Origin of the sequence: Pseudomonas sp. USHLN015, assembly GCF_037153275.1 — a bacterium.
Classification (GTDB): domain Bacteria; phylum Pseudomonadota; class Gammaproteobacteria; order Pseudomonadales; family Pseudomonadaceae; genus Metapseudomonas; species Metapseudomonas tohonis.
The window spans coordinates 1-19,150 of the sequence record NZ_JBBCKP010000009.1 but is presented as its reverse complement, the minus strand read 5'-3'; the positions used below and the strand labels follow the sequence as shown (position 1 = coordinate 19,150).

Sequence of the window (19,150 nt, the reverse complement as noted above, 5' to 3'; positions counted from 1 at the left end):
ACGGTGGCGACTAACAATAAATAGACTGGGTATCCCGCATGAAAAAGCCAAATCCTCTGCTCGCCGACCTCCGTGCCATCCTGCCCGCCATCGCTGCCAACGCCGCCCGCGCGGAGCAGGAGCGCATGGTGCCCGCCGAGAACGTCGCCCTGCTCAAGGGCATCGGCATGCACCGGGCCCTCCAGCCCAAGGCCTATGGCGGCCTGGAGGTCTCCCTGCCGGAATTCGCCGACTGCGTGGTCGCCCTGGCCGGCGCCTGCGGGGGCACTGCCTGGGCCTTCAGCCTGCTGTGCACCCACAGCCACCAGCTGGCGATGTTCTCCAAGCGCCTGCAGGACGAGATCTGGAGCGAGAACCCGGATGCCACCGCGAGCAGCAGCATCGCGCCGTTCGGCAAGGCGGAGAACGTCGAGGGCGGCATCATCCTCAACGGCGAGCTGGGCTGGAGCAGCGGTTGCGACCATGCCGAATGGGCCATCGTCGGCTTCCGCCGCCCGGCGGGCGAGGGCGAGCCGCCGGTCTACTGCTTCGGCGTGGTGCCCCGCGCCGACTACGAGATCCGTGACGACTGGTTCGTCGCCGGCATGCGCAGCAGTGGCACCAAGACCCTGATTCTCAAGGACGTGTTCATCCCCGATCACCGTATCGAGGCGGCCAAGGACATGATGGAAGGCCGCTCCGCCGGCTTCGGCCTGTACCCGGACAGCAAGATCTTCTACGCCCCCTATCGCCCGTACTTCGCCAGCGGCTTCGCGGCCATCAGCCTGGGCGTCGCCGAGCGCATGCTGGTGGCCTTCGCCGAGAAGACCAAGAACCGCGTGCGCGCCTACACCGGCGTCAGCGTCGGCACCGCCACCCCGGCGCTGATGCGCCTGGCCGAGTCCACCCACCAGGTCGCCGCTGCCCGTGCCTTCCTGGAGAAGACCTGGCAGGAGCACGCCGAGCACGGTGAGCGCCATCAGTACCCGGACCGCCAGACCCTGGCCTTCTGGCGCACCAACCAGGCCTACGCGGTGAAGATGTGCATCCAGGCGGTGGACCGCCTGTTCGAGGCTGCCGGCGGCACCGCCTGGTTCGAGTCCAACGAGATGCAGCGCCTGTTCCGCGACGCCCACATGACCGGCGCCCACGCCTACACCGACTACGACGTGTGCGCGCAGATCCTCGGTCGCGAACTGATGGGCCTCGAACCCGACCCGAGCATGGTCTGACCGGCTCCGCCTCCACCCCGATCGTCCACCTGCCAGCCGGGCGTTGCCCGGTTGCGAGGATTCGCCATGACCCAACAGAACAATGAAGCGGGCTTCGACCCGCGTGCCTTCCGCCGTGCCCTGGGCAATTTCGCCACCGGAGTGACCGTCATGACCGCCGCCGCCGACGGGCGCCGCGTGGGCATGACCGCCAACAGCTTCAACTCGGTGTCGCTGGACCCGCCGCTGGTGCTCTGGAGCATCGACAAGCGCGCCACCAGCTACGAGGTGTTTTCCCGCGCCGGGCACTTCGCGGTGAACGTGCTGGCCGCCGACCAGATCGACATTTCCAACCAGTTCGCCCGCCCCAGCGAGGACCGCTTCGCCGGGCTGCGCGTGGAGGAGGGCGCCGGTGGTGCGCCGCTGCTGGAGGAGTGCGCCGCGCGCTTTCAGTGCGAGAAGTACCAGGAGCTGGACGGTGGTGATCACTGGATCCTGATCGGCAAGGTCGTCGCCTTCGACGATTTCGGTCGCGCGCCGCTGCTCTATCACCAGGGTGCCTATTCGGCGGTGCTGCCCCATCCGCGCCTGCTGAAGAAGAACGAGGCGGCTACCCGTACCGCCTTCCAGGGGCGCCTCAGCCACAACCTCTACTACCTGATGACCCAGGCGGTGCGCAGCTACCAGGAGGACTACCAGCCGCGGCAGCTCGCCACCGGCCTGCGCACCAGCGAGGCGCGCATGCTGATGGTGCTGGAGAAGGACGCCAGCCTGGACATGGCGGCGCTGCAGCAACTGGTGGCGATGCCGACGCGGGAGATCGAGGCGGCGGTGGATACGCTGACCCGCAAGGGCATGCTCTGCGGCGATGCCAGCGGTTGCAGCCTGACTCCGCTGGGCATGGACCAGGCGGAAACCCTCTGGGAGATCGCCGAGCAGCAGCAGGAACGGGTGTTCTCGCGCTTCAACGAACAGCAGATCGAGGCGTTCAGGGACGTGCTGCGGGCCATCGCCTGCCTCGGCGAGGCCTGAGCCGTCGGGGCGGCCAGGCGCGCGTCAGACGGCGTTGCGCATGGCGCGCAGGTCCAGGGCGTCCTGGTTCATGCGCTGGATGACGATGAACAGTTGCTGGCGCAGGGACTCGTCGCCGATTCGGTCGGCGGCGCGCATCACGGCGATGGCGGCGTCCTCGTTGTGGATGGCGACTCTTTCCAGGTTCTTGCGCAGATCTCTTGCAACGCGTGTCACGGGTTCGGCCTCTGGGAAAACTGTGCGCAGCCTAGGGGAGGAATGTTGCGCTGAGGTTGCAGCGCTCCTGGCTGGCGGTGAAGGATGTTCCAGGCAAAAAAAACCGACCTGCAAGAGGTCGGTCCATGCCCAGGAGGGCCTGCCAATCAGAAGCATTCTGCATGCATCCATCTGCCGTTGGATGCAGGGCCATCATCGTGAGGATGGATGACGGTTTCATGTCGTAACTATGACGTTTTCACTGGCTCTGTCTGCGTAAGCTGTCTGAGCGCGATGCGAAGCCTCATGCACGGCGTTTTCCGGGCATTCATGACGCCCTGTAACGCCCACCCCCGTGGGTTTCGCTTCGCTCTACGCCACCCTACGGGAGCCGTTGCGCGCCGAGCCTGATGCGCACGGCGATGAAGAGGCTGGCGAGGAGGTTGGAGCAGCGGCCAAACCTAGCGCTACCAGGCCGGTCGGTGTTGGGACGCCTTCGTGAACCACGGGCAGGCTTCAGGTAGCATCGGCTGCTTCGACGATCCTGGCCCGCCTCGCAATGAACAAAGACGATATTTCGAAATTCGACATCAGCACCCAGCTGACCATGCTCGGCCGCGACCCGGCGGAGCAGTTCGGCTTCGTCAACGCGCCGCTCTACAAGGGCTCGACCATCATCTACAAGACGCTGGACGACATCGAGGCCCGGCGCAGTCGCTTCTCCTACGGCACGGCGGGGTCGCCGACCATCGCCCACCTGGAGGACGCCTGGACCCAGCTGACCGGCGCCGAGGGCACCGTGCTGTCGTCCTCGGGCCTGGGCGCCGTGGCCCTGGCGCTGTTCAGCACCACCAAGGCGGGCGACCACATCCTGGTGCCCGACAGCGTCTACCGGCCGACGCGCAACTTCTGCAACCAGATGCTGGCCCGCTACGGCGTGACCACCACCTACTACGACCCGCTGATCGGCGCCGACATCGAGCGCCTGATCGGGCCGGACACCAGCACCCTGTTCCTCGAGGCGCCGGGTTCGCAGACCTTCGAGGTGCAGGACATCCCGGCGATGGTCGAAATCGCCCGCCGTCACGGCGTGAAGACCATCCTCGACAACACCTGGGCCACGCCGATCTTCTTCCGTGGCCACGACCACGGCATCGACCTGACCGTGGAGGCCGGCACCAAGTACCTGGGCGGCCACTCCGACATCCTGCTCGGCCTGGTGACGGCCAACCAGGCCTGCTGGCCGGCGTTGCGCGCCACCTACGACGCCATGTCGATGCTGCCCGGTGCGGAGGACTGCGTGCAGGCGCTGCGTGGCATGCGCACGCTGTTCCTGCGGCTCAAGGAGGCGGAGCGGCGCGGCCTGGAGCTGGCCCGCTGGCTGAGCGAGCGCCCCGAGGTCTCCCGCGTGCTGCACCCGGCCTTCGAGAGCTGCCCGGGCCACGCCCACTGGAAGCGTGATTTCAAGGGATCGTCCGGGCTGTTCTCCATCGTGCTGGCCCCCGGCTACAGCCGCGACGGCCTGGCGGCGATGCTCGACAACCTGTCGATCTTCAGCATGGGCTTCTCCTGGGGCGGCTACGAGAGCCTGGTGATCCCCTTCGATTGCCGCACCTACCGCACCGCGACGCACTGGCAGGCGGAAGGTTTCGCCCTGAGGCTGCAGGTCGGCCTGGAGGACATGGACGACCTGAAGAACGACCTGGCGCGCGGCTTCGAGCGCCTTCGCGCGGCAGGCTGATCCGGGTCAGGAAGGGAGCGCGCGATGGGTGTGCGGGCTCCCGCAAGGGTGCGGCTGCCCGGCCTCTCGGGGCGGGCTGGCTCAGGTGCCGTCGCGCCCCGGCAGCAGCTGGCTGTAGGGCGCTTCCGGGCCGGGGCCTGCGGAGCGGCGTAGCAGGCGCACATCGGTGACCTCGATGCCGCAGTCGGTCAGCCAGTCCTGGATGGCCTCGCTGGAGCGTGAGGGGCGGGCCTTGCCGGGGAATTCGAGCGTGTAGATGGAAAAGCCGATGGCCTTGATGTTGGGTATGTCCCGCGTGTTCATCTTCATGTGGCGGGCTTCACCCTTGAAGCTGTAGCTGATCAACCATTCCATAAGCGCCTGCGGCCCCGCCCCATTCAGTCCTGCACCGGCACGCCGATGACCCCTTGATATCAAGAGCGCAAAACTAGCAGAACCAGCGAGTCAGGCAATGCTAGCCATCTGCTGCAACCCCCGGGCTTGAGCGTTCTTGCAACACGGCGACGAAGGGCGCGTGGCAGCATGCAGCGGATGGGCCTTTTCGCGGTCAATCTCCTGTCGGTATCCACCTTCAGGGGGGTGTCATGTGCGGAGGCGTCGAAGTGGCGGGTCGCTTCACCGGGAACGGCAGGGCAAGGCGGATCTATTTCCAGAGCCCCAGGGCGGAGCTGCCCGTGGTGCAGCCCGACGGTTCCATCGAATGGATTGCCTGGGGGCGCCGGCCACGGCAGCCCGGAGCCTTGCCCGCCAGCGGCTGGGCGCGGGAGAACTGCATGACGCTGGAGGCCTGGGAGCGCTATCGGCCCCAGGCGGTGAGGATCGCCGTGCAGCGCTACATGGAAAGGGACAGGGCCCAGCAGCCGCACTGGTTCGACCTCGTGGCCAGCCAGTGCCTGCAGGGGGTGTTGCTGGAAGCGGAGCGGGAGCGCCGGGTCTATGTGGTGATCGGGCAGCCGCCGCAGGGCTGCGAGTTCATCCAGGATCGCTGGCCGCTGATCGCGGCCTGAGGGCCTCGGGTCAGTTCTCGACCAGGTGCGTGGTGACCCCTGATACGCCGATTTCCTGGGAGGCGAGCACCTTGTTCTCGAAGGACGAGCCGCCCAGGTTGCGGTCCACCTCGAGCTGCCCACGGTGCTCGGCGATGATGTGCGCCAGGGCCAGCTCCAGCCCCATTTCCTTCTCGGTGTGGCGCACGCGAAGGCTTCTCGGCACGCCCCTGAGCTTGTACTGGATGTCGAAGTAATGCATTGCAGCCTTCCTTGTTGGCGAACCCGGCTCTCAATCCAGCAGCGATAGTGCCGCGAGAACCGGGGCCTGCGCCAGTCCGAACCGGTATTTTTCGTCGCTTCGGGTCGTGCCCGCACACGGGGATGCAGGCAGGCTCGCCTGCGACCAAGGGGTTGGAGCGGCGAGTGGCCCTCCAGGTTCCGGCTCCGTGCAATGCGGTACGCATGGGAGCTGCCGAGGGCGGTCGTCGGCCCAGGACTGCTGCGATTCAGGCACCGCAGGTGCGCGGGCGGAAGCTGCGCCGGTTGGCGATGGCGATGGCGAATTCCTCGTTGAGCACCTTGCTCAGCTTCCGGATCGCCAGGGGCGAGGAGAGTTCGGCCAGGGTCATGCCGTGGAGGGTGATCACGTCCAGGTCGACGCGCCCGGTGAACTGCAGGGAGAGGGTACCGCTGTCCAGGCGGGTCGCCTCGCACATGTAGGCGGGCATGTAGAGGGTGAAGAGCTTGCCGATATCGGCCATACCCAGCGTCATATCCGTTTCCTCCTTGAAGTGGATGCAAGCTGACCATCGGGTCACGGCTCAGCGTAGGCCAAATCCCGCCGCTGTAAATGCCGTCGGCGTGAGCCGGGTCACGTCGTTGAAAAGGGTATTCGCCCGTTCGGCCAATTTCCCCGTGCAGGCCTCAGCCCGCGTGGATACGGGGTTATGACCAATCGGTCAGGAATTGTCTTTTTCATATGCGCATTTTTTGTATACAACGTGCTAGCCATATGGGGACACTTTTGTTTACATTGCGCCCACAACAACGACAAGAAGTGAGTGCACCTCCCCATGAACAAGCTCTCCCAAGCTACGTCCGTCGCACCACGTCCGGAAGACGAGAACCTTGGCATCGGCGCCAACCTCGCCTATGGATTGCAGCACGTTCTCACCATGTACGGCGGTATCGTTGCCGTTCCCCTGATCCTCGGCCAGGCGGCAGGGCTCAGCCCCTCCGAGATCGGCCTGCTGATCGCCGCCTCGTTGTTCGCCGGCGGCCTCGCGACCCTGCTCCAGACCCTCGGCCTGCCGTTCTTCGGCTGCCAGCTGCCCCTCGTCCAGGGCGTTTCCTTCGCCGGCGTCGCCACCATGATCGCCATCCTCGGCAGCAACAACGGCGAGGGCGGCATCCAGTCCGTCCTCGGGGCGGTGATGGCCGCGTCGCTGATCGGCCTGCTGATCACACCCATCTTCTCCCGTGTCACCAAGTTCTTCCCGCCACTGGTCACGGGGGTGGTGATCACTACCATCGGCCTGACGCTGATGCCCGTCGCCGCGCGCTGGGCCATGGGCGGCAACAGCCAGTCGCCCGAGTTCGGCAGCATGACCAACATCGGCCTGGCCGGCATGACCCTGGCGATCGTGCTGCTGCTGAGCAAGATCGGCAGCTCCACCATCTCGCGCCTGTCGATTCTGCTGGCCATGGTGATCGGCACGCTGATCGCCATGGCACTGGGCCTGACCGATTTCTCCAAGGTCGCTGAAGGCCCGATCGTGGCGATGCCCTCGCTGCTGCACTTCGGCATGCCGACCTTCCATTTCGCCGCGATCCTCTCGATGTGCATCGTGATCCTGGTGACCCTGGTGGAAACCTCGGCCGACATCCTCGCCGTCGGCGAGATCATCGGCACCAAGGTGGACTCCAAGCGCCTCGGCAATGGCCTGCGCGCCGACATGCTGTCCAGCGTCCTGGCGCCCCTGTTCGGCTCCTTCACCCAGAGCGCCTTCGCCCAGAACGTCGGCCTGGTCGCCGTCACCGGCGTGAAGAGCCGCTATGTGGTCGCCACCGGCGGCCTGATCCTGGTCACCCTGGGCCTGCTGCCGGTCATGGGGCGGGTGATCGCCGCCGTGCCGACCTCCGTGCTCGGCGGTGCCGGCATCGTGCTCTTCGGCACCGTCGCCGCCAGTGGCATCCGCACCCTGGCCAAGGTCGACTACCGCAACAACATGAACCTGATCATCGTCTCCACCGCCCTCGGCTTCGGCATGATCCCGATCGCCGCGCCGAGCTTCTACGAGCACTTCCCAGCCTGGTTCGAGACCATCTTCCACTCCGGCATCAGCTCGGCGGCGATCATGGCCATCCTGCTGAACCTGGTGTTCAACCAGTTCACCGCCGGCAACCCCGACCAGCCTTCGGTGATCTCCGCCGGCCACGAGCGCAGCCTGCGCTACACCGACATCGCCGCGCTGAACGACGGTGACTACTTCCAGAACGGCAAGCTGTACGACGCCGCCGGCAACGAAGTCCCACTGGCCGATGACGACGACCATCATGGCAGCCCGGCCCCAAGGCCGACGCGCAGCCAGGCGGACGCGGTGCACTGACGCGGCCCTCGAGGAACCGGACCCGGCCCAGTGGCCGGGTCTTTCGTTTGCGGGGCGCCCGACAAATTGGCATTGGAAGGAGGGCGCAGGGAACCCCGGGGCCTTCCTGCAATCTCTGATAACGCTTTGTTGCCGCTGCCCGGGCCGTTGCGTTTGACCTGGGCTGGCACCTTCACCAAGCTACGCGCTTCGTCCCAACCGCCCAGGATTCCCCGCGTGACCCCAGCTTTGCGCCATTGGCGCCGAACCCTCTGCTGCCTCCTCCCCCTCGCTGCGCTACTGGCCGGCTGCGACCAGGGCGAACCCGAGAAGCCGACGCCGCCGGCCAAGGCCACCACCTACCTCGCCGTCGACTGGAGCCAGGTGCCCGCCACGGCCGACGAGGAACTGCTCAATGGCTTCGCCGCCTGGCGTTCGGCCTGCACGCGCCTGGCCAAGGACCCGGTCTGGTCCGCCACCTGTGCCGCCGCCGCGCCGGTGCCGATGGAGGCCGGCGCCGTCCGCGCCTTCATCGGTGCCAACCTCCAGCCCTACAGCCTGCGCTCGGCGGGGAAGGGCGAGCACGGCCTGATCACCGGCTACTACGAACCCGTCTACCCCGGCCACCTGCAGCGCACCGAGCAGGGGCAGGTGCCGGTCTACGGCGTGCCGGACGACCTCATCGTCGTCGCCCTGGACGAGATCTACCCCGAACTCAAGGGCAAGCGCCTGCGAGGCCGCCTCGAAGGCCGCGTGCTCAAGCCTTACGACGATGCCGCCACCATCCGTGGCCAGGGCGTGAAGGCGCCGGTGCTGGCCTGGCTCAATGACCCGATGGACCTGCAGTTCCTGCAGATCCAGGGTTCCGGGCGCATCCAGCTCGACGACGGCCGCCAGTTGCGCATCGGCTACGCCGACCAGAACGGCTACCCCTATCGCCCCGTCGGCCGCTGGCTGGTGGAGCAGGGGCTGCTGCAGAAGGAGGAGGTGAGCATGGGCCGCATCCGCGAATGGGCCGTCGCCAATCCCGGGCGGGTCGACGAGCTGCTGGCCAGCAACCCCAGCTACGTATTCTTCAGCGCCCGCCCGGACAGTAACGAAGGCCCGCGCGGTTCACTCAACGTGCCGCTCACCGCCGGCTACAGCGTGGCCATCGACCGCAAGGTGATCCCGCTGGGCAGCCTGCTCTGGCTCTCCACCACACGCCCCGACGACGGCTCGCCCGTGGTGCGCCCGGTCGCCGCCCAGGACACCGGTGGCGCCATCGTCGGCGAAGTGCGCGCGGACCTGTTCTGGGGCACCGGCCAGGAGGCGGGTGAACTGGCCGGCAACATGAAGCAGGAAGGGCGCATCTGGATGCTCTGGCCCAAGGGCATGCCGCTGCCGGAGACACCCTGAGCCGGTGCATGCGAAGCACCCGGCGCCACCCTTTGGTCTATAGGTAGCAGGCGATCAAGCGCTGACCGCGAAGGAGGAACTCCATGAACCGCATCATTCCCCATGCCCTGCTGACCCTCGTGCTCGCAGCCGCCTGGGTCGCCCCGGCCCAGGCCCTGACCCTGCGTTGCAGCGGGGGCCTGGTGCAGCAGGAGGACAGCCTGGAGGACGTGCTGCGCAAGTGCGGCGAGCCCGACAGCCGCGTGCGCACGCTGCCGGCCCTGCGCAACAACGGGGTGCCAAAGCTCAATGCGGTGACCGTGGACATCTGGACCTACGGCCCGCGCAACGGCATGACCCGCGAGCTGCGCTTCATCGAAGGCAAGCTGAAGGAAGTCAGGAGTTCGCGCGACTAGCCGATGGGGCAGGCGCGAGCCGGCCGCGCCACGTAGAATCGCGCCCCTGAATCTTTCTCCGAGGTCACAAGGTGGAACTACAGCAGGGCTTCGTCCTGACCCGGCACTGGCGCGATACGCCCGCGGGCACGGAAGTGGCGTTCTGGCTGGCCACCGACGATGGTCCCCGCTACCTGCGCCTGGCGCCGCAGACGTCCGTCGCCTTCATCCCCGCCCAGCAGCGCGAGCGCGCCGAAGCGCTGCTGCGCAACGAGCGCGGCGTCGAGCTGCGGCCGCTGGGGCTCTGCGACTTCCGCCATCGTCCGGTGCTCGGCCTGTACTGCCAGCAACACCGCCAGTTGATCGGCCTGGACAAGGCCCTGCGCCAGGCCGGCGTCGACGTATTCGAAGCCGATATCCGCCCGCCGGAGCGCTACCTGATGGAGCGCTTCATCACCGCGCCGGTGCTGTTCGGCGGCACGCCCGATGCCGAGGGCGCCCTGGTGGACGGGCAGATGAAGCCCGCGCCCGACTACCGCCCGCGCCTGCGCCTGGTGTCCCTGGACATCGAGACCACCCTGCACGGCGAGCTCTATTCCATCGCCCTGGAAGGCTGTGGCCAGCGCCAGGTCTACATGCTCGGCCCGGCCAACGGCGACGCCAGCGAGGTGGATTTCGCCCTGGAGTACTGCGACGACCGCGCGCAACTGCTCGAACGCCTCAACCAGTGGCTGGTCGAGCACGACCCGGACGCGATCATCGGCTGGAACCTGGTGCAGTTCGACCTGCGCGTGCTCAACGAGCACGCCAAGCGCCTCAAGGTACCGCTGCGCCTGGGGCGTGGCGGCGAGGCCATGGGCTGGCGCGAGCACGGCAGCCGCAACAACCATTACTTCACCGAGGCGCCGGGCCGGTTGATCATCGATGGCATCGAGGCGCTGCGTTCGGCCACCTGGAGCTTCCCGTCCTTCAGCCTGGAGAACGTCGCCCAGACCCTGCTTGGCGAAGGCAAGGCCATCGACACCCCCTACCAGCGCATGGACGAGATCAACCGCATGTTCGCCGAGGACAAGCCCGCCCTGGCGCGCTACAACCTCAAGGACTGCGAGCTGGTGACGCGCATCTTCGAAAAGACCGAGCTGCTCACCTTCCTCCTCGAACGCGCCACGGTCACCGGCCTGCCCGCCGACCGCAGCGGTGGTTCGGTCGCCGCCTTCTGCCACCTGTACATGCCGCTGATGCACCGCCAGGGCTTCGTCGCGCCCAACCAGGGCGAACGCATGCCCGAGGCCAGCCCGGGCGGCTTCGTCATGGATTCGCGTCCCGGGCTGTACGAGTCGGTGCTGGTCCTGGACTACAAGAGCCTGTACCCCTCGATCATCCGCACCTTCCTCATCGATCCGGTGGGGTTGGTGGAGGGCCTGCGCCAGCCTGACGACGAGCACTCGGTGCCGGGGTTCCGCGAGGCACGCTTCTCGCGCACGCGGCATTGCCTGCCGTCGATCGTCGAGCGGGTCTGGCAGGGGCGGGAGACGGCCAAGCGCGAGCGCAACCAGCCGCTGTCCCAGGCCCTGAAGATCATCATGAACGCCTTCTACGGGGTGCTCGGCTCCAGCGGCTGCCGCTTCTTCGACCCGCGCCTGGCCTCGTCCATCACCCTGCGCGGCCACGAGATCATGCGCCGCACCCGCGCGCTGATCGAGGCACAGGGGCACCAGGTGATCTATGGCGATACCGACTCCACTTTCGTCTGGCTGGGCGCCGCCCATGGCGAAGAGGAGGCCGCGGCCATCGGGCGCGCGCTGGTGCAGCGGGTCAACCTGTGGTGGCGCGAGCACCTGCTGGCCGAGTACGGCCTGGAGAGCGCGCTGGAGCTGCAATACGAGACCCACTACAAGCGATTCTTGATGCCCACGGTGAGAGGCGCGGAGGAGGGCAGCAAGAAGCGCTACGCCGGGTTGGTGGTGCGTGCCGATGGCAGCGAGGAAATGGTCTTCAAGGGCCTGGAGACGGTGCGCACGGACTGGTCGCCCCTGGCCCAGCGTTTCCAGCAGGAACTGTACCTGCGCATCTTCAACCGCGAGCCCTACCAGGACTATGTGCGCGACTACGTGCGCAGCACCCTGGCCGGCGAGCTGGACGACCTGCTGGTCTACCGCAAGCGCCTGCGCCGTCGCCTGGACGACTACGAGCGCAACGTCCCGCCCCATGTGCGCGCTGCGCGCCTGGCCGATGAGTACAACGACAGCCAGGGTCGACCCCGGCAGTACCAGAACGGTGGCTGGATCAGCTACCTGATCACCGTGGCCGGGCCCGAGCCGCTGGAGAACCGCCGCGCCGCCATCGACTACGACCATTACGTCACGCGCCAGCTGCAGCCGGTGGCGGAGGCCATCCTGCCCTTCGTCCAGGGCGATTTCAGCCGCCTGGTCGACGGTCAGCTCGACCTGTTCTGAGCCTTGCCCGGTCAGTCGGGGAGATTGACCAGGGGGATCGAATCACCGCCCGTACGGTTCTGCTGGCGTTCCTCCATCCACTCGGCGACCTGTGCGCCGAACTCGGCGGGCACCTTGCGGCCGACGCGGCGGGCGATGTCGAGAATGGTCTGCTGGGCCAGCGCTTCTTCCATGCGCTTCTGCGCCGTCAGCATCACCGCGTGGACCGAGCAGGTGCCTTCCAGCGCCCAGTCCGGCGGCGACCCTTCGAACAGCGCGCAACGCCCACGGATGTCGCGGCATTCGAAGATCGACTTGTTGCCATCGATGGCGCGGACGATGTCCAGCACCGTGATCTCGTCCGAAGGACGGGCCAGGCGGAACCCGCCGCGCACGCCTTCGGTGGCCGCCACCAGCCCGGCCTTGGCCAGCTTGGTGAAGACCTTCGCTAGGTACTCCTGGGGCACGCCCTGGAGCTCGGCCATGTCACGCACGCTGGCTTCACGGCTGTCGCCGCGCTCGTCCACGAGAAAGAGCAGGCAGTGGATGCCGTACTCGACCCCTGCGCTGTAGAGAGACATTCATAACTCCGACTTATCGGGTCGCATTTATAGTGCGAGCTGCATTCATTTGCCTCAAGGGAGGCGCCCTGGTCGGCGATGGATGGGAATACCGTCCGTCGCCGCCGATGCCCATGGCACAAGGTTGCGAGAGCGGGATCGGGGCGCATCCCTGAGCGGTGCAGACAGCAGCATGGCGAGCGCGGGCGGGTGAGGGCAAAGAAAAAATGCTTGCTGGCAAAAACTGCGATCAATATAGTCGTAGATATCGACGGTCGATGTCGCCACGCGGTGCAACTGAACCCGGTCTTGCCATTGGCGCCGTCGAGAGCCCGACCCCATTCGAACCGAACACGACCCTACCCGTTGGAGAAACGAGCATGAAACAGCGCATCCTGATCGTCGGTGCAGGCTTCGGTGGCCTGTGGAGCGCACTCAGCGCCACCCGCCTGCTGGACATCCATGGCCGCACCGATGTCGAGGTCACCGTCCTCGCGCCCCAGGCCGAGCTGCGCGTCCGCCCGCGCTTCTACGAAGCCGGCGTGCACCGCATGAAGGCGCCTTTGGGCGAGCTGTTCGCCGCCGTCGGCGTGCGCTTCGTCAAGGGGCTGGTGGATCGCATCGATGTGCAGGGCCAGCGCGTGGCCTACCGTGACGAGCGGGGCGCGGCCGCCGAACTGGTCTACGACCGCCTGGTCCTGGCCACCGGCAGCAGCGTTGTCCGGCCGAAGATGGCCGGTGTCGAGCATGCCTTCGACGTCGACCAGATCGAAGAAGCCATGCGCCTGGAAGAGCACATCCGCGCGCTCGGCTCGCGTCCGGCGACCCGGGCCCGCAATACGGTAGTGGTCGCCGGTGGCGGCTTCACCGGCATCGAGACCGCCACCGAAATGCCGGCCCGCCTGCGCGAGGCCCTGGGCGCCGACGCCGAGGTGCAGGTCATCGTGGTCGACCGTGGCAGCCGCATCGGCGCTGCCCTGGGCGACGGGCCACGCGCGCAGATCATCGAGGCCTCGCAAGCGCTGGGCATCCAATGGTGCCTGGATGCCAGCGTCGCCTCGGTGGATGCCGGCGGCGTGACCCTCGCCGATGGCCGCCGCATCGACGCCGACACCGTGGTCTGGACCGTGGGCGTGCGCGCCAGCGCGCTGACCGAGCAGATCCCCGCCGAGCGCGATGCGCAGGGGCGCCTGCACGTGGACCGCAGCCTCAAGGTGATCGGCCAGGACGCGGTCTACGCCACGGGGGACGTCGCCTACGCCGCCTGCGACGACCTGGGCCACTTCGCCCTGATGTCCTGCCAGCACGCCATCGCCCTGGGGCGCTCGGCCGGCAACAACGTCGCTGCCGACCTGCTCGGCGTCGAGCCCATTCCCTACAGCCAGCCCAAGTACGTCACCTGCCTGGACCTCGGTGCCTGGGGCGCCGTGTACACCGAAGGCTGGGATCGCCAGGTCAAGCTCGAGCGCGAGGAAGGCAAGCGACTGAAGACCCAGATCAACAGCGTGTGGATCTACCCGCCGGCGGCCAACCGTGCCGAAGCGCTGGCGGCAGCCGACCCGCTGATCCCGGTCGTCGCATAAGCCAGGACATCACCCCATGCCCCGCCGGTCGCAGGACCGGCGGGTTTTTTTGCATTGATGGGGTGCGCGAGGCTCACGAAACGCCGCCCGACCCACCGTATGCACACCCGTGGGATGGGTAGAGCGAAGCGAAACCCATGCGGTTACAAGCCCGCACCGTGCAAACAGGCGACGATTCGTGGATGCATCCGCTCCCACGGAAGAGCCATCCCCAGGCACCGCCCGCAGGAGCGAGCCCTGCTCGCGATGCGCCCCGCATCAAGCCGGGCGCTGCATCACCACCAGGCGCAGGGCGAGGGCGCCGAACAGGCTGGCCAACCCCCATTTCTGCAGGCCGGCGAGGCGCCCGCGCCCGCCGAGGCGGCGGCTCATGGCGCCGCCGAACAGCCCGAGGCCCACGTGGAAGATGAAGGCCAGCAGGGTGAGCAGGGCGCCCAGCAGCAGGAGCTGCGCACTGATCGCGCCATGCCCCGGCACCACGAACTGCGGCAGGAAGACGATGAAGAACAGCAACGCCTTGGGGTTGAGCAGGCTGTTGAGGGTGGCGCGGACCAGCACCGTCTTCAAAGGCACGCACTCCACGCGGGAGCCGCCGGCGGTGACGTCGCTGCGCAGGGTCTTCCAGGCCATCCAGGCGAGATAGAACGCGCCTGCGAAGCGGATGATGTCGAAGGAGGGCGGCCAGGCCGCCACCAGGCCGGTGATGCCGGCGGCGGTGAGCAGGGTCAGGATCGCATCCGCCAGGCTGATGCCCAGCGCTGCGGTTACACCGCCACGCCAACCGTGGGAAACGCCATGGCTGATGACGAACGCCATGTTCGGTCCCGGCGATGCCAGCAGCAGCGCTACCGCGCAGGTGAAGATCACGAAGGTGTCGAGGTCGGGCATGGCTGCGATCCAGGGCGATGCCGCAGGTGCGGCCGGTCGCGCAACACTACCCGGCCGCCGCGCGCGTCACCCGTTACAGCTGCACTTTTTTTTCGAGCAACACCCGGCTTCAGGGAAGGGTCAGCGCGGGCGAGGTGGTCAGCGTCAGGCTTTGCAACGTACAGCCGCCCCAGGGCTGGCTGGTTGCCCCCAGGCTGCTGGTGGTGTTGCTCCAGCTCGTGGCCAGCACGGTGGCGCCGGTACCGCAGGTAACCGTGCCGATCCTGATGCTCATGCCGGAGACGTTAACGGCCGTGGCACTGGTCGGTTGCCAGCTCCAGGGCAAGCCACGTACGGCGATGGTCGAGCAGATCGGGTTGGTGCCGCCGATGGTCGCGGTATTGAGCTGCGCCACTCCGCCGTTGGCCAAGCCTTGCACGGTGAGGGTGCAGGTCGCGGCGGGCAGCGCCGGGTTGTACTTGACGGTAAGCGGCCCGGTGGCGGTGAAGGGCCCCCAGGGGGTGAAGGCGGAGGAGGCCAGGGACCAGATGCCCAGGCCGAGCAGGGCCAGTATCTTCAGGGCGGTTCCGTAGGGATTCATCGTGTCGTTCCTTGTTTTCGGAGTGCGGTCGCCCGGTGGCTGTCCTTGGCGCGGGGCGGTAGGGGCAGGCTAGACGCCACCGCGCGCCCGCCCCAGCCAGCCAAAGGATGGCGTGGGAAGGGCAGGCGCGGCGCCGTGGGAAGAAGCTACCCAGCGCGTGCCCTGCGTGGCCGCTCGACGCGCTCCGGTCACCTCTCTAATATGCAACCATTCGCTTGGATATCCGGACCTCGCCTTGACCCCTGCCCACGACCCCGCCACCGCTTCCACTGCCTCGACGGCCGACCGCATCCTGCTGCTGGTGAAGACCCGTGGCCCGCTGTCCACCGCCACCCTGGCCCAGGTGCTGGAGATGACGCCCGAGGCGGCGCGCCAGCAGGTGCAGAAGTTGGTGGCGGCCGGGCTGCTGGCCGGGCGCCAGGAGCCGGTTTCCGGTGCGGGGCGGCCACGCCAGAGCTGGGTGCTGACCGATTCCGGCTATGCGCGTTTTCCCGATACCCATGCGCAGCTCACGGTGCAGCTGATCGCTTCGGTGCGCCAGCTGTTCGGCGAGGAGGGGCTGGACCGGCTGATCTGCCAGCGCGAGGCCGAGTCGCGTGCGGCCTACCGCCAGGCCTGTACCGGCCGCGACCTGATGCAACGCCTGGAGCAACTGGCCGAGGTGCGCTCGAGCGAGGGCTACATGGCGCGGGTCGAGCGCGATGGCGACGACTGGCTGCTGATCGAGGACCACTGCCCGATCTGCGTGGCGGCGCAGGCCTGCCAGGGCTTCTGCCGATCCGAGCTGCAACTGTTCCAGGAAATCATCGGCGACGAGGCCCGGGTGGTCCGCGAACAGCACCTGCTGGCCAATGCCTCCCGCTGCGTGTATCGCGTCAGTCCGCGTTGAGTCGCGGCGAGCGCTCAACTCACCGTTCTCTCCTTGGAATGACAGGGCGGGAGTAGCAGTCCAGAAGCGCAGCGGCGGGGTGCCAGCCGCATGCGGCCGGATGCTTCGCGGGCCTGCCCCGCGTATCATCCGTCGATCCCGAGCCCGGCCCCGCCGGTTCTGCCAATGCCCCGGAGCCCACATGGACAAGCTGCTGGCCCTGAAGATGTTCGTCGCCACCGTGGACGCCAAGGGCTTCTCGGCGGCCGCGCGGGGCCTCGGGCTGGCCACCTCCTCGGTGACACGCATGGTCGATGCCCTGGAGCAGGAACTGGGCACGGTGCTGCTGAACCGCTCGACCCGCCAGGTCACGGTCACCGAGGCCGGCGCCGCCTACTACCAGAGCGCGCGCCAGGTGCTGGAATACCTGGCCGAGGCCGACGCCTCGGTGACGGACGGCGGTGACGAGCCCAGCGGGCCGTTGCGGGTCTCGGTGCCCACCGCCTTCGGCCGGCGCCTGATCTCGCCGCATATCGGTACGCTCCTGGCGCGTCACCCGCGCCTGGAGCTGGACATCACCCTCACCGACGAAATCGTCGACCTGCTCGGCGAGCGGGTCGACCTGTCGATCCGCCTCGGGGCGGCTGCGCCCATGGACGGCGTGGTGGCCAGGACCCTCGGCGAGTTCCGTCGCCATGTGGTGGCAAGCCCGGCCTACCTCGCGGAACGGGGCACCCCGGCGCAGCCGCTGGAGCTGGCCGAGCACGACTGCCTGCGCTTCAACTATGGCGCCGCGCGCCAGGTCTGGACCTTCCAGGGGCCCGAGGGCGAGGTCCGCGTGCCGGTGCGTGGGCGGATGCGCAGCAACAACATCGAGGTGCTGCGCGAGGTGGCGCTGGCCGGCTCGGCCGTGGCCCTGCTGCCGGACTGGCTGGTGGACGACGACATCGCCGCGGGTCGCCTGCTGTCGCTGTTCCCGGGGCAGCGGATCAACGCGGACGACACCCGCTCGCTCATCACCGCGCTCTACCTGCCGAGCCACCGTGCCTCGCGGCGGGTCGCGGCCTTCATCGCGTTCGTCGGCGGCCTGCTCTGAGGCGCCTGGCATTGCGCAAAAGGCAAAGCCGCTTTGCGCAGCGAACGGATTCCCCCGGGCGGCGCTCTTGCCCAGGATAGGCGCCACGAACCGTTCCACCCCGAGGACCCTCCGATGACCCCTTCCAGCCATTCCGCGCCCCAGGCGATCAGCCGTGGCCTGGTGCTGCTCTTCGCCATCTGCTGCGGCGCCATCGTCGCGAACATCTACTATGCCCAGCCGATCATCGAGCTGATCGCGCCCGACGTCGGCATCTCCACCCACGGCGCCAGCCTGATCGTCTCCCTGACCCAGGTCGGCTACGCCCTCGGCCTGTTCTTCCTGGTGCCCCTGGCGGACCTGCTGGAGAACCGCCGGCTGATGATCGCCACCATCGGCGTGACCTTCGCCAGCCTCGTGGGCATGGCGCTGACCCAGGCGCCCGGCCCGCTGCTGCTGGTGTCGGCGCTGATCGGCTTCAGCTCGGTATCGGTGCAGATGCTGATCCCCCTGGCCGCGCACCTGGCACCGGAGGAGTCGCGGGGCCGGGTGGTCGGCGGGATCATGGGCGGGCTGCTGCTGGGCATCCTCCTGGCGAGGCCGTTGTCGAGCGTGGTGGCCGACCATTTCGGCTGGCGTGCGGTGTTCTTCGGCGCCGCCGGGCTGATGCTGGTGATCGCCGTGGTCGTGGCCGTGGCGCTGCCCAGCCGGCGGCCCGATCACCGCGCCAGCTACGGGCAGCTGCTGGCCTCGCTCTGGCACCTGTTCCGTCGCGAGCCGGTGCTGCGCCAGCGTTCGCTTTACCAGGCGCTGATGTTCGGTACCTTCAGCCTGTTCTGGACCGCGGTGCCACTGGAGCTGTCGCGCAACCACGGGTTGTCCCAGTCGCAGATCGCGCTGTTCGCCCTGGTCGGCGCCATCGGTGCCATCGCCGCGCCCATCGCCGGGCGCCTGGCGGATGCGGGCCATACCCGCGGCATGTCGCGTCTCGCCATGCTGCTGGCCATCCTCAGCTTCCTGCCCGCGCTGTTCGGCCTGCCCTGGGGCGTGGTGGGGCTGGCGCTGACCGGCGTGCTGCTGGACTTCGCGGTGCAGATGAACATGGTCCTCGGCCAGCGCGAGGTCTATGCCCTCGATGCCGCCAGCCGTGGCCGCCTGAACGCGCTGTACATGACCAGCATCTTCATCGGCGGCGCCATCGGCTCCTCCATCGCCAGCCTGTTGTTCGAGCAGGGTGGCTGGCAGGCCATCGCCCTGGTCGGCGCCGCGCTGCCTCTGCTGGCACTGGTCGCCTTCGGCCTGCATGCCCGCCAGGGCGCACGGGGCGAAGCCCAGGTGGGGTGACGGGGTGTAGGGGCGAATTCTCTTGGATCTGCCGGCGTCAGGTGTTGATAGAAGCTTTGGCCAAGCCGATTGCCGAGTTTTGCTGATGGTTTCTGTTTCGCCCCCCGGGCGAGTCACTTTTCTCAAGCGTCGGGATGCCGAACCACAGAAAAGTAACCAAAAGCGCTCGCCCCTGCATACGGCCCGACTGCGTCGGGTTCCCTCGCTCCATCATCGTTACTCGCTGCGCTCGCCCTTCGGGCCGCACTGAAGTGCGTTCGCCGCAAGCGTCGTCCAGGGGCACGCCGCGAAGGGCCATCCCTGGCCCATC

Annotated in this window: 19 protein-coding genes; 12 read left to right on the top strand and 7 right to left on the bottom strand. The window is 67.8% G+C overall.

Translation table 11 applies throughout. The features are described from left to right. The first annotated feature begins 38 nt into the window (after nt 1-38). Nucleotides 39-1,211: a p-hydroxyphenylacetate 3-hydroxylase oxygenase component gene (locus tag WFQ67_RS18670; protein ID WP_337057837.1), complete on the top strand. Its 1,173-nt coding sequence runs from the start codon at nt 39-41 to the stop codon at nt 1,209-1,211. A gap of 66 nt (nt 1,212-1,277) precedes the next feature. After that, a complete protein-coding gene (locus tag WFQ67_RS18665; RefSeq protein WP_337057836.1) occupies nt 1,278-2,222 on the top strand; it encodes a p-hydroxyphenylacetate 3-hydroxylase reductase component in 945 nt (314 codons plus the stop codon). 24 nt (nt 2,223-2,246) lie between these two features. Here the strand turns inward: WFQ67_RS18665 and WFQ67_RS18660 are convergent, their stop codons facing one another. Further along, a complete protein-coding gene (locus tag WFQ67_RS18660; protein ID WP_337057835.1) occupies nt 2,247-2,438 on the bottom strand; it encodes a hypothetical protein in 192 nt (63 codons plus the stop codon). A gap of 538 nt (nt 2,439-2,976) precedes the next feature. Between WFQ67_RS18660 and metC the strand changes: the two genes are divergently transcribed. Beyond that, nucleotides 2,977-4,158, top strand: a complete 1,182-nt coding sequence (gene metC / locus WFQ67_RS18655) for a cystathionine beta-lyase (RefSeq protein ID WP_337057834.1) — start codon at nt 2,977-2,979, stop codon at nt 4,156-4,158. Nucleotides 4,159-4,239: 81 nt separating this feature from the next. Here the strand turns inward: metC and WFQ67_RS18650 are convergent, their stop codons facing one another. Next, nucleotides 4,240-4,512 carry a hypothetical protein gene (locus WFQ67_RS18650; protein ID WP_213625021.1) on the bottom strand — a complete coding sequence of 91 codons (273 nt, stop codon included), beginning with the start codon at nt 4,510-4,512 and terminating at the stop codon, nt 4,240-4,242. Nucleotides 4,513-4,742: 230 nt separating this feature from the next. On the opposite strand from WFQ67_RS18650, the gene WFQ67_RS18645 reads away from it, so the two are divergent. Then, nucleotides 4,743-5,165, top strand: coding sequence for a hypothetical protein (locus WFQ67_RS18645; RefSeq protein WP_213625020.1), 423 nt, complete (start codon nt 4,743-4,745; stop codon nt 5,163-5,165). A gap of 10 nt (nt 5,166-5,175) precedes the next feature. Here WFQ67_RS18645 and WFQ67_RS18640 read toward each other — a convergent pair whose 3' ends face one another. Together WFQ67_RS18640 and WFQ67_RS18635 are read right to left on the bottom strand one after the other, a co-directional pair. After that, nucleotides 5,176-5,406 carry a hypothetical protein gene (locus WFQ67_RS18640; RefSeq protein WP_111262897.1) on the bottom strand — a complete coding sequence of 77 codons (231 nt, stop codon included), beginning with the start codon at nt 5,404-5,406 and terminating at the stop codon, nt 5,176-5,178. Between the two features lie 247 nt (nt 5,407-5,653). After that, complete coding sequence (locus tag WFQ67_RS18635) at nt 5,654-5,920, bottom strand: hypothetical protein (RefSeq protein ID WP_213625019.1); 267 nt, start codon at nt 5,918-5,920, stop codon at nt 5,654-5,656. Nucleotides 5,921-6,220: 300 nt separating this feature from the next. On the opposite strand from WFQ67_RS18635, the gene WFQ67_RS18630 reads away from it, so the two are divergent. The 4 genes from WFQ67_RS18630 to WFQ67_RS18615 all read left to right on the top strand — a co-directional run bounded on the left by WFQ67_RS18630 (nt 6,221) and on the right by WFQ67_RS18615 (nt 11,963). Further along, on the top strand, nt 6,221-7,756 hold the full coding sequence (locus WFQ67_RS18630; protein ID WP_337057833.1) for a nucleobase:cation symporter-2 family protein: 1,536 nt from the start codon (nt 6,221-6,223) through the stop codon (nt 7,754-7,756). A 216-nt stretch (nt 7,757-7,972) separates the two neighbouring features. Further along, nucleotides 7,973-9,133, top strand: coding sequence for a murein transglycosylase A (gene mltA / locus WFQ67_RS18625; protein WP_337057832.1), 1,161 nt, complete (start codon nt 7,973-7,975; stop codon nt 9,131-9,133). An 83-nt stretch (nt 9,134-9,216) separates the two neighbouring features. Then, complete coding sequence (locus tag WFQ67_RS18620; protein ID WP_213625016.1) at nt 9,217-9,528, top strand: DUF2845 domain-containing protein; 312 nt, start codon at nt 9,217-9,219, stop codon at nt 9,526-9,528. A gap of 71 nt (nt 9,529-9,599) precedes the next feature. Beyond that, nucleotides 9,600-11,963, top strand: coding sequence for a DNA polymerase II (locus WFQ67_RS18615; RefSeq protein WP_337057831.1), 2,364 nt, complete (start codon nt 9,600-9,602; stop codon nt 11,961-11,963). 11 nt (nt 11,964-11,974) lie between these two features. Here the strand turns inward: WFQ67_RS18615 and WFQ67_RS18610 are convergent, their stop codons facing one another. Continuing rightward, nucleotides 11,975-12,523, bottom strand: coding sequence for an RrF2 family transcriptional regulator (locus tag WFQ67_RS18610; RefSeq protein WP_213625014.1), 549 nt, complete (start codon nt 12,521-12,523; stop codon nt 11,975-11,977). A 359-nt stretch (nt 12,524-12,882) separates the two neighbouring features. On the opposite strand from WFQ67_RS18610, the gene WFQ67_RS18605 reads away from it, so the two are divergent. Further along, on the top strand, nt 12,883-14,085 hold the full coding sequence (locus WFQ67_RS18605) for an NAD(P)/FAD-dependent oxidoreductase (RefSeq protein ID WP_337057830.1): 1,203 nt from the start codon (nt 12,883-12,885) through the stop codon (nt 14,083-14,085). Nucleotides 14,086-14,343: 258 nt separating this feature from the next. Here the strand turns inward: WFQ67_RS18605 and WFQ67_RS18600 are convergent, their stop codons facing one another. Beyond that, nucleotides 14,344-14,973 carry a LysE family translocator gene (locus tag WFQ67_RS18600; protein WP_337057829.1) on the bottom strand — a complete coding sequence of 210 codons (630 nt, stop codon included), beginning with the start codon at nt 14,971-14,973 and terminating at the stop codon, nt 14,344-14,346. A 109-nt stretch (nt 14,974-15,082) separates the two neighbouring features. Continuing rightward, nucleotides 15,083-15,553, bottom strand: a complete 471-nt coding sequence (locus WFQ67_RS18595; protein WP_337057828.1) for a hypothetical protein — start codon at nt 15,551-15,553, stop codon at nt 15,083-15,085. A gap of 235 nt (nt 15,554-15,788) precedes the next feature. Here WFQ67_RS18595 and WFQ67_RS18590 point away from each other — a divergent pair, with 235 nt between their 5' ends. The 3 genes from WFQ67_RS18590 to WFQ67_RS18580 all read left to right on the top strand — a co-directional run bounded on the left by WFQ67_RS18590 (nt 15,789) and on the right by WFQ67_RS18580 (nt 18,840). Beyond that, on the top strand, nt 15,789-16,442 hold the full coding sequence (locus tag WFQ67_RS18590; RefSeq protein ID WP_337057827.1) for a helix-turn-helix transcriptional regulator: 654 nt from the start codon (nt 15,789-15,791) through the stop codon (nt 16,440-16,442). 181 nt (nt 16,443-16,623) lie between these two features. Next, entirely contained in the window at nt 16,624-17,517 is an 894-nt protein-coding gene (locus WFQ67_RS18585) for a LysR family transcriptional regulator (RefSeq protein WP_337057826.1), read from the top strand. Nucleotides 17,518-17,631: 114 nt separating this feature from the next. Next, the gene (locus tag WFQ67_RS18580; RefSeq protein ID WP_213625006.1) at nt 17,632-18,840 is read left to right on the top strand and encodes an MFS transporter; all 1,209 of its coding nucleotides are present in this window, start codon (nt 17,632-17,634) and stop codon (nt 18,838-18,840) included. The last annotated feature ends 310 nt before the right edge of the window (nt 18,841-19,150 follow it).

Bases quoted from the DNA above. Each gene is read 5' to 3' on its own strand.
- WFQ67_RS18635 (WP_213625019.1), bottom strand. From the start codon at position 5,920: ATGACGCTGGGTATGGCCGATATCGGCAAGCTCTTCACCCTCTACATG.
- WFQ67_RS18645 (WP_213625020.1), top strand. From the start codon at position 4,743: ATGTGCGGAGGCGTCGAAGTGGCGGGTCGCTTCACCGGGAACGGCAGG.
- WFQ67_RS18665 (WP_337057836.1), top strand. From the start codon at position 1,278: ATGACCCAACAGAACAATGAAGCGGGCTTCGACCCGCGTGCCTTCCGC.
- WFQ67_RS18585 (WP_337057826.1), top strand. From the start codon at position 16,624: ATGGACAAGCTGCTGGCCCTGAAGATGTTCGTCGCCACCGTGGACGCC.
- WFQ67_RS18605 (WP_337057830.1), top strand. From the start codon at position 12,883: ATGAAACAGCGCATCCTGATCGTCGGTGCAGGCTTCGGTGGCCTGTGG.
- WFQ67_RS18620 (WP_213625016.1), top strand. From the start codon at position 9,217: ATGAACCGCATCATTCCCCATGCCCTGCTGACCCTCGTGCTCGCAGCC.
- WFQ67_RS18640 (WP_111262897.1), bottom strand. From the start codon at position 5,406: ATGCATTACTTCGACATCCAGTACAAGCTCAGGGGCGTGCCGAGAAGC.
- metC (WP_337057834.1), top strand. From the start codon at position 2,977: ATGAACAAAGACGATATTTCGAAATTCGACATCAGCACCCAGCTGACC.
- WFQ67_RS18650 (WP_213625021.1), bottom strand. From the start codon at position 4,512: ATGGAATGGTTGATCAGCTACAGCTTCAAGGGTGAAGCCCGCCACATG.
- WFQ67_RS18610 (WP_213625014.1), bottom strand. From the start codon at position 12,523: ATGTCTCTCTACAGCGCAGGGGTCGAGTACGGCATCCACTGCCTGCTC.
- WFQ67_RS18670 (WP_337057837.1), top strand. From the start codon at position 39: ATGAAAAAGCCAAATCCTCTGCTCGCCGACCTCCGTGCCATCCTGCCC.
- WFQ67_RS18580 (WP_213625006.1), top strand. From the start codon at position 17,632: ATGACCCCTTCCAGCCATTCCGCGCCCCAGGCGATCAGCCGTGGCCTG.
- WFQ67_RS18595 (WP_337057828.1), bottom strand. From the start codon at position 15,553: ATGAATCCCTACGGAACCGCCCTGAAGATACTGGCCCTGCTCGGCCTG.
- WFQ67_RS18600 (WP_337057829.1), bottom strand. From the start codon at position 14,973: ATGCCCGACCTCGACACCTTCGTGATCTTCACCTGCGCGGTAGCGCTG.
- WFQ67_RS18630 (WP_337057833.1), top strand. From the start codon at position 6,221: ATGAACAAGCTCTCCCAAGCTACGTCCGTCGCACCACGTCCGGAAGAC.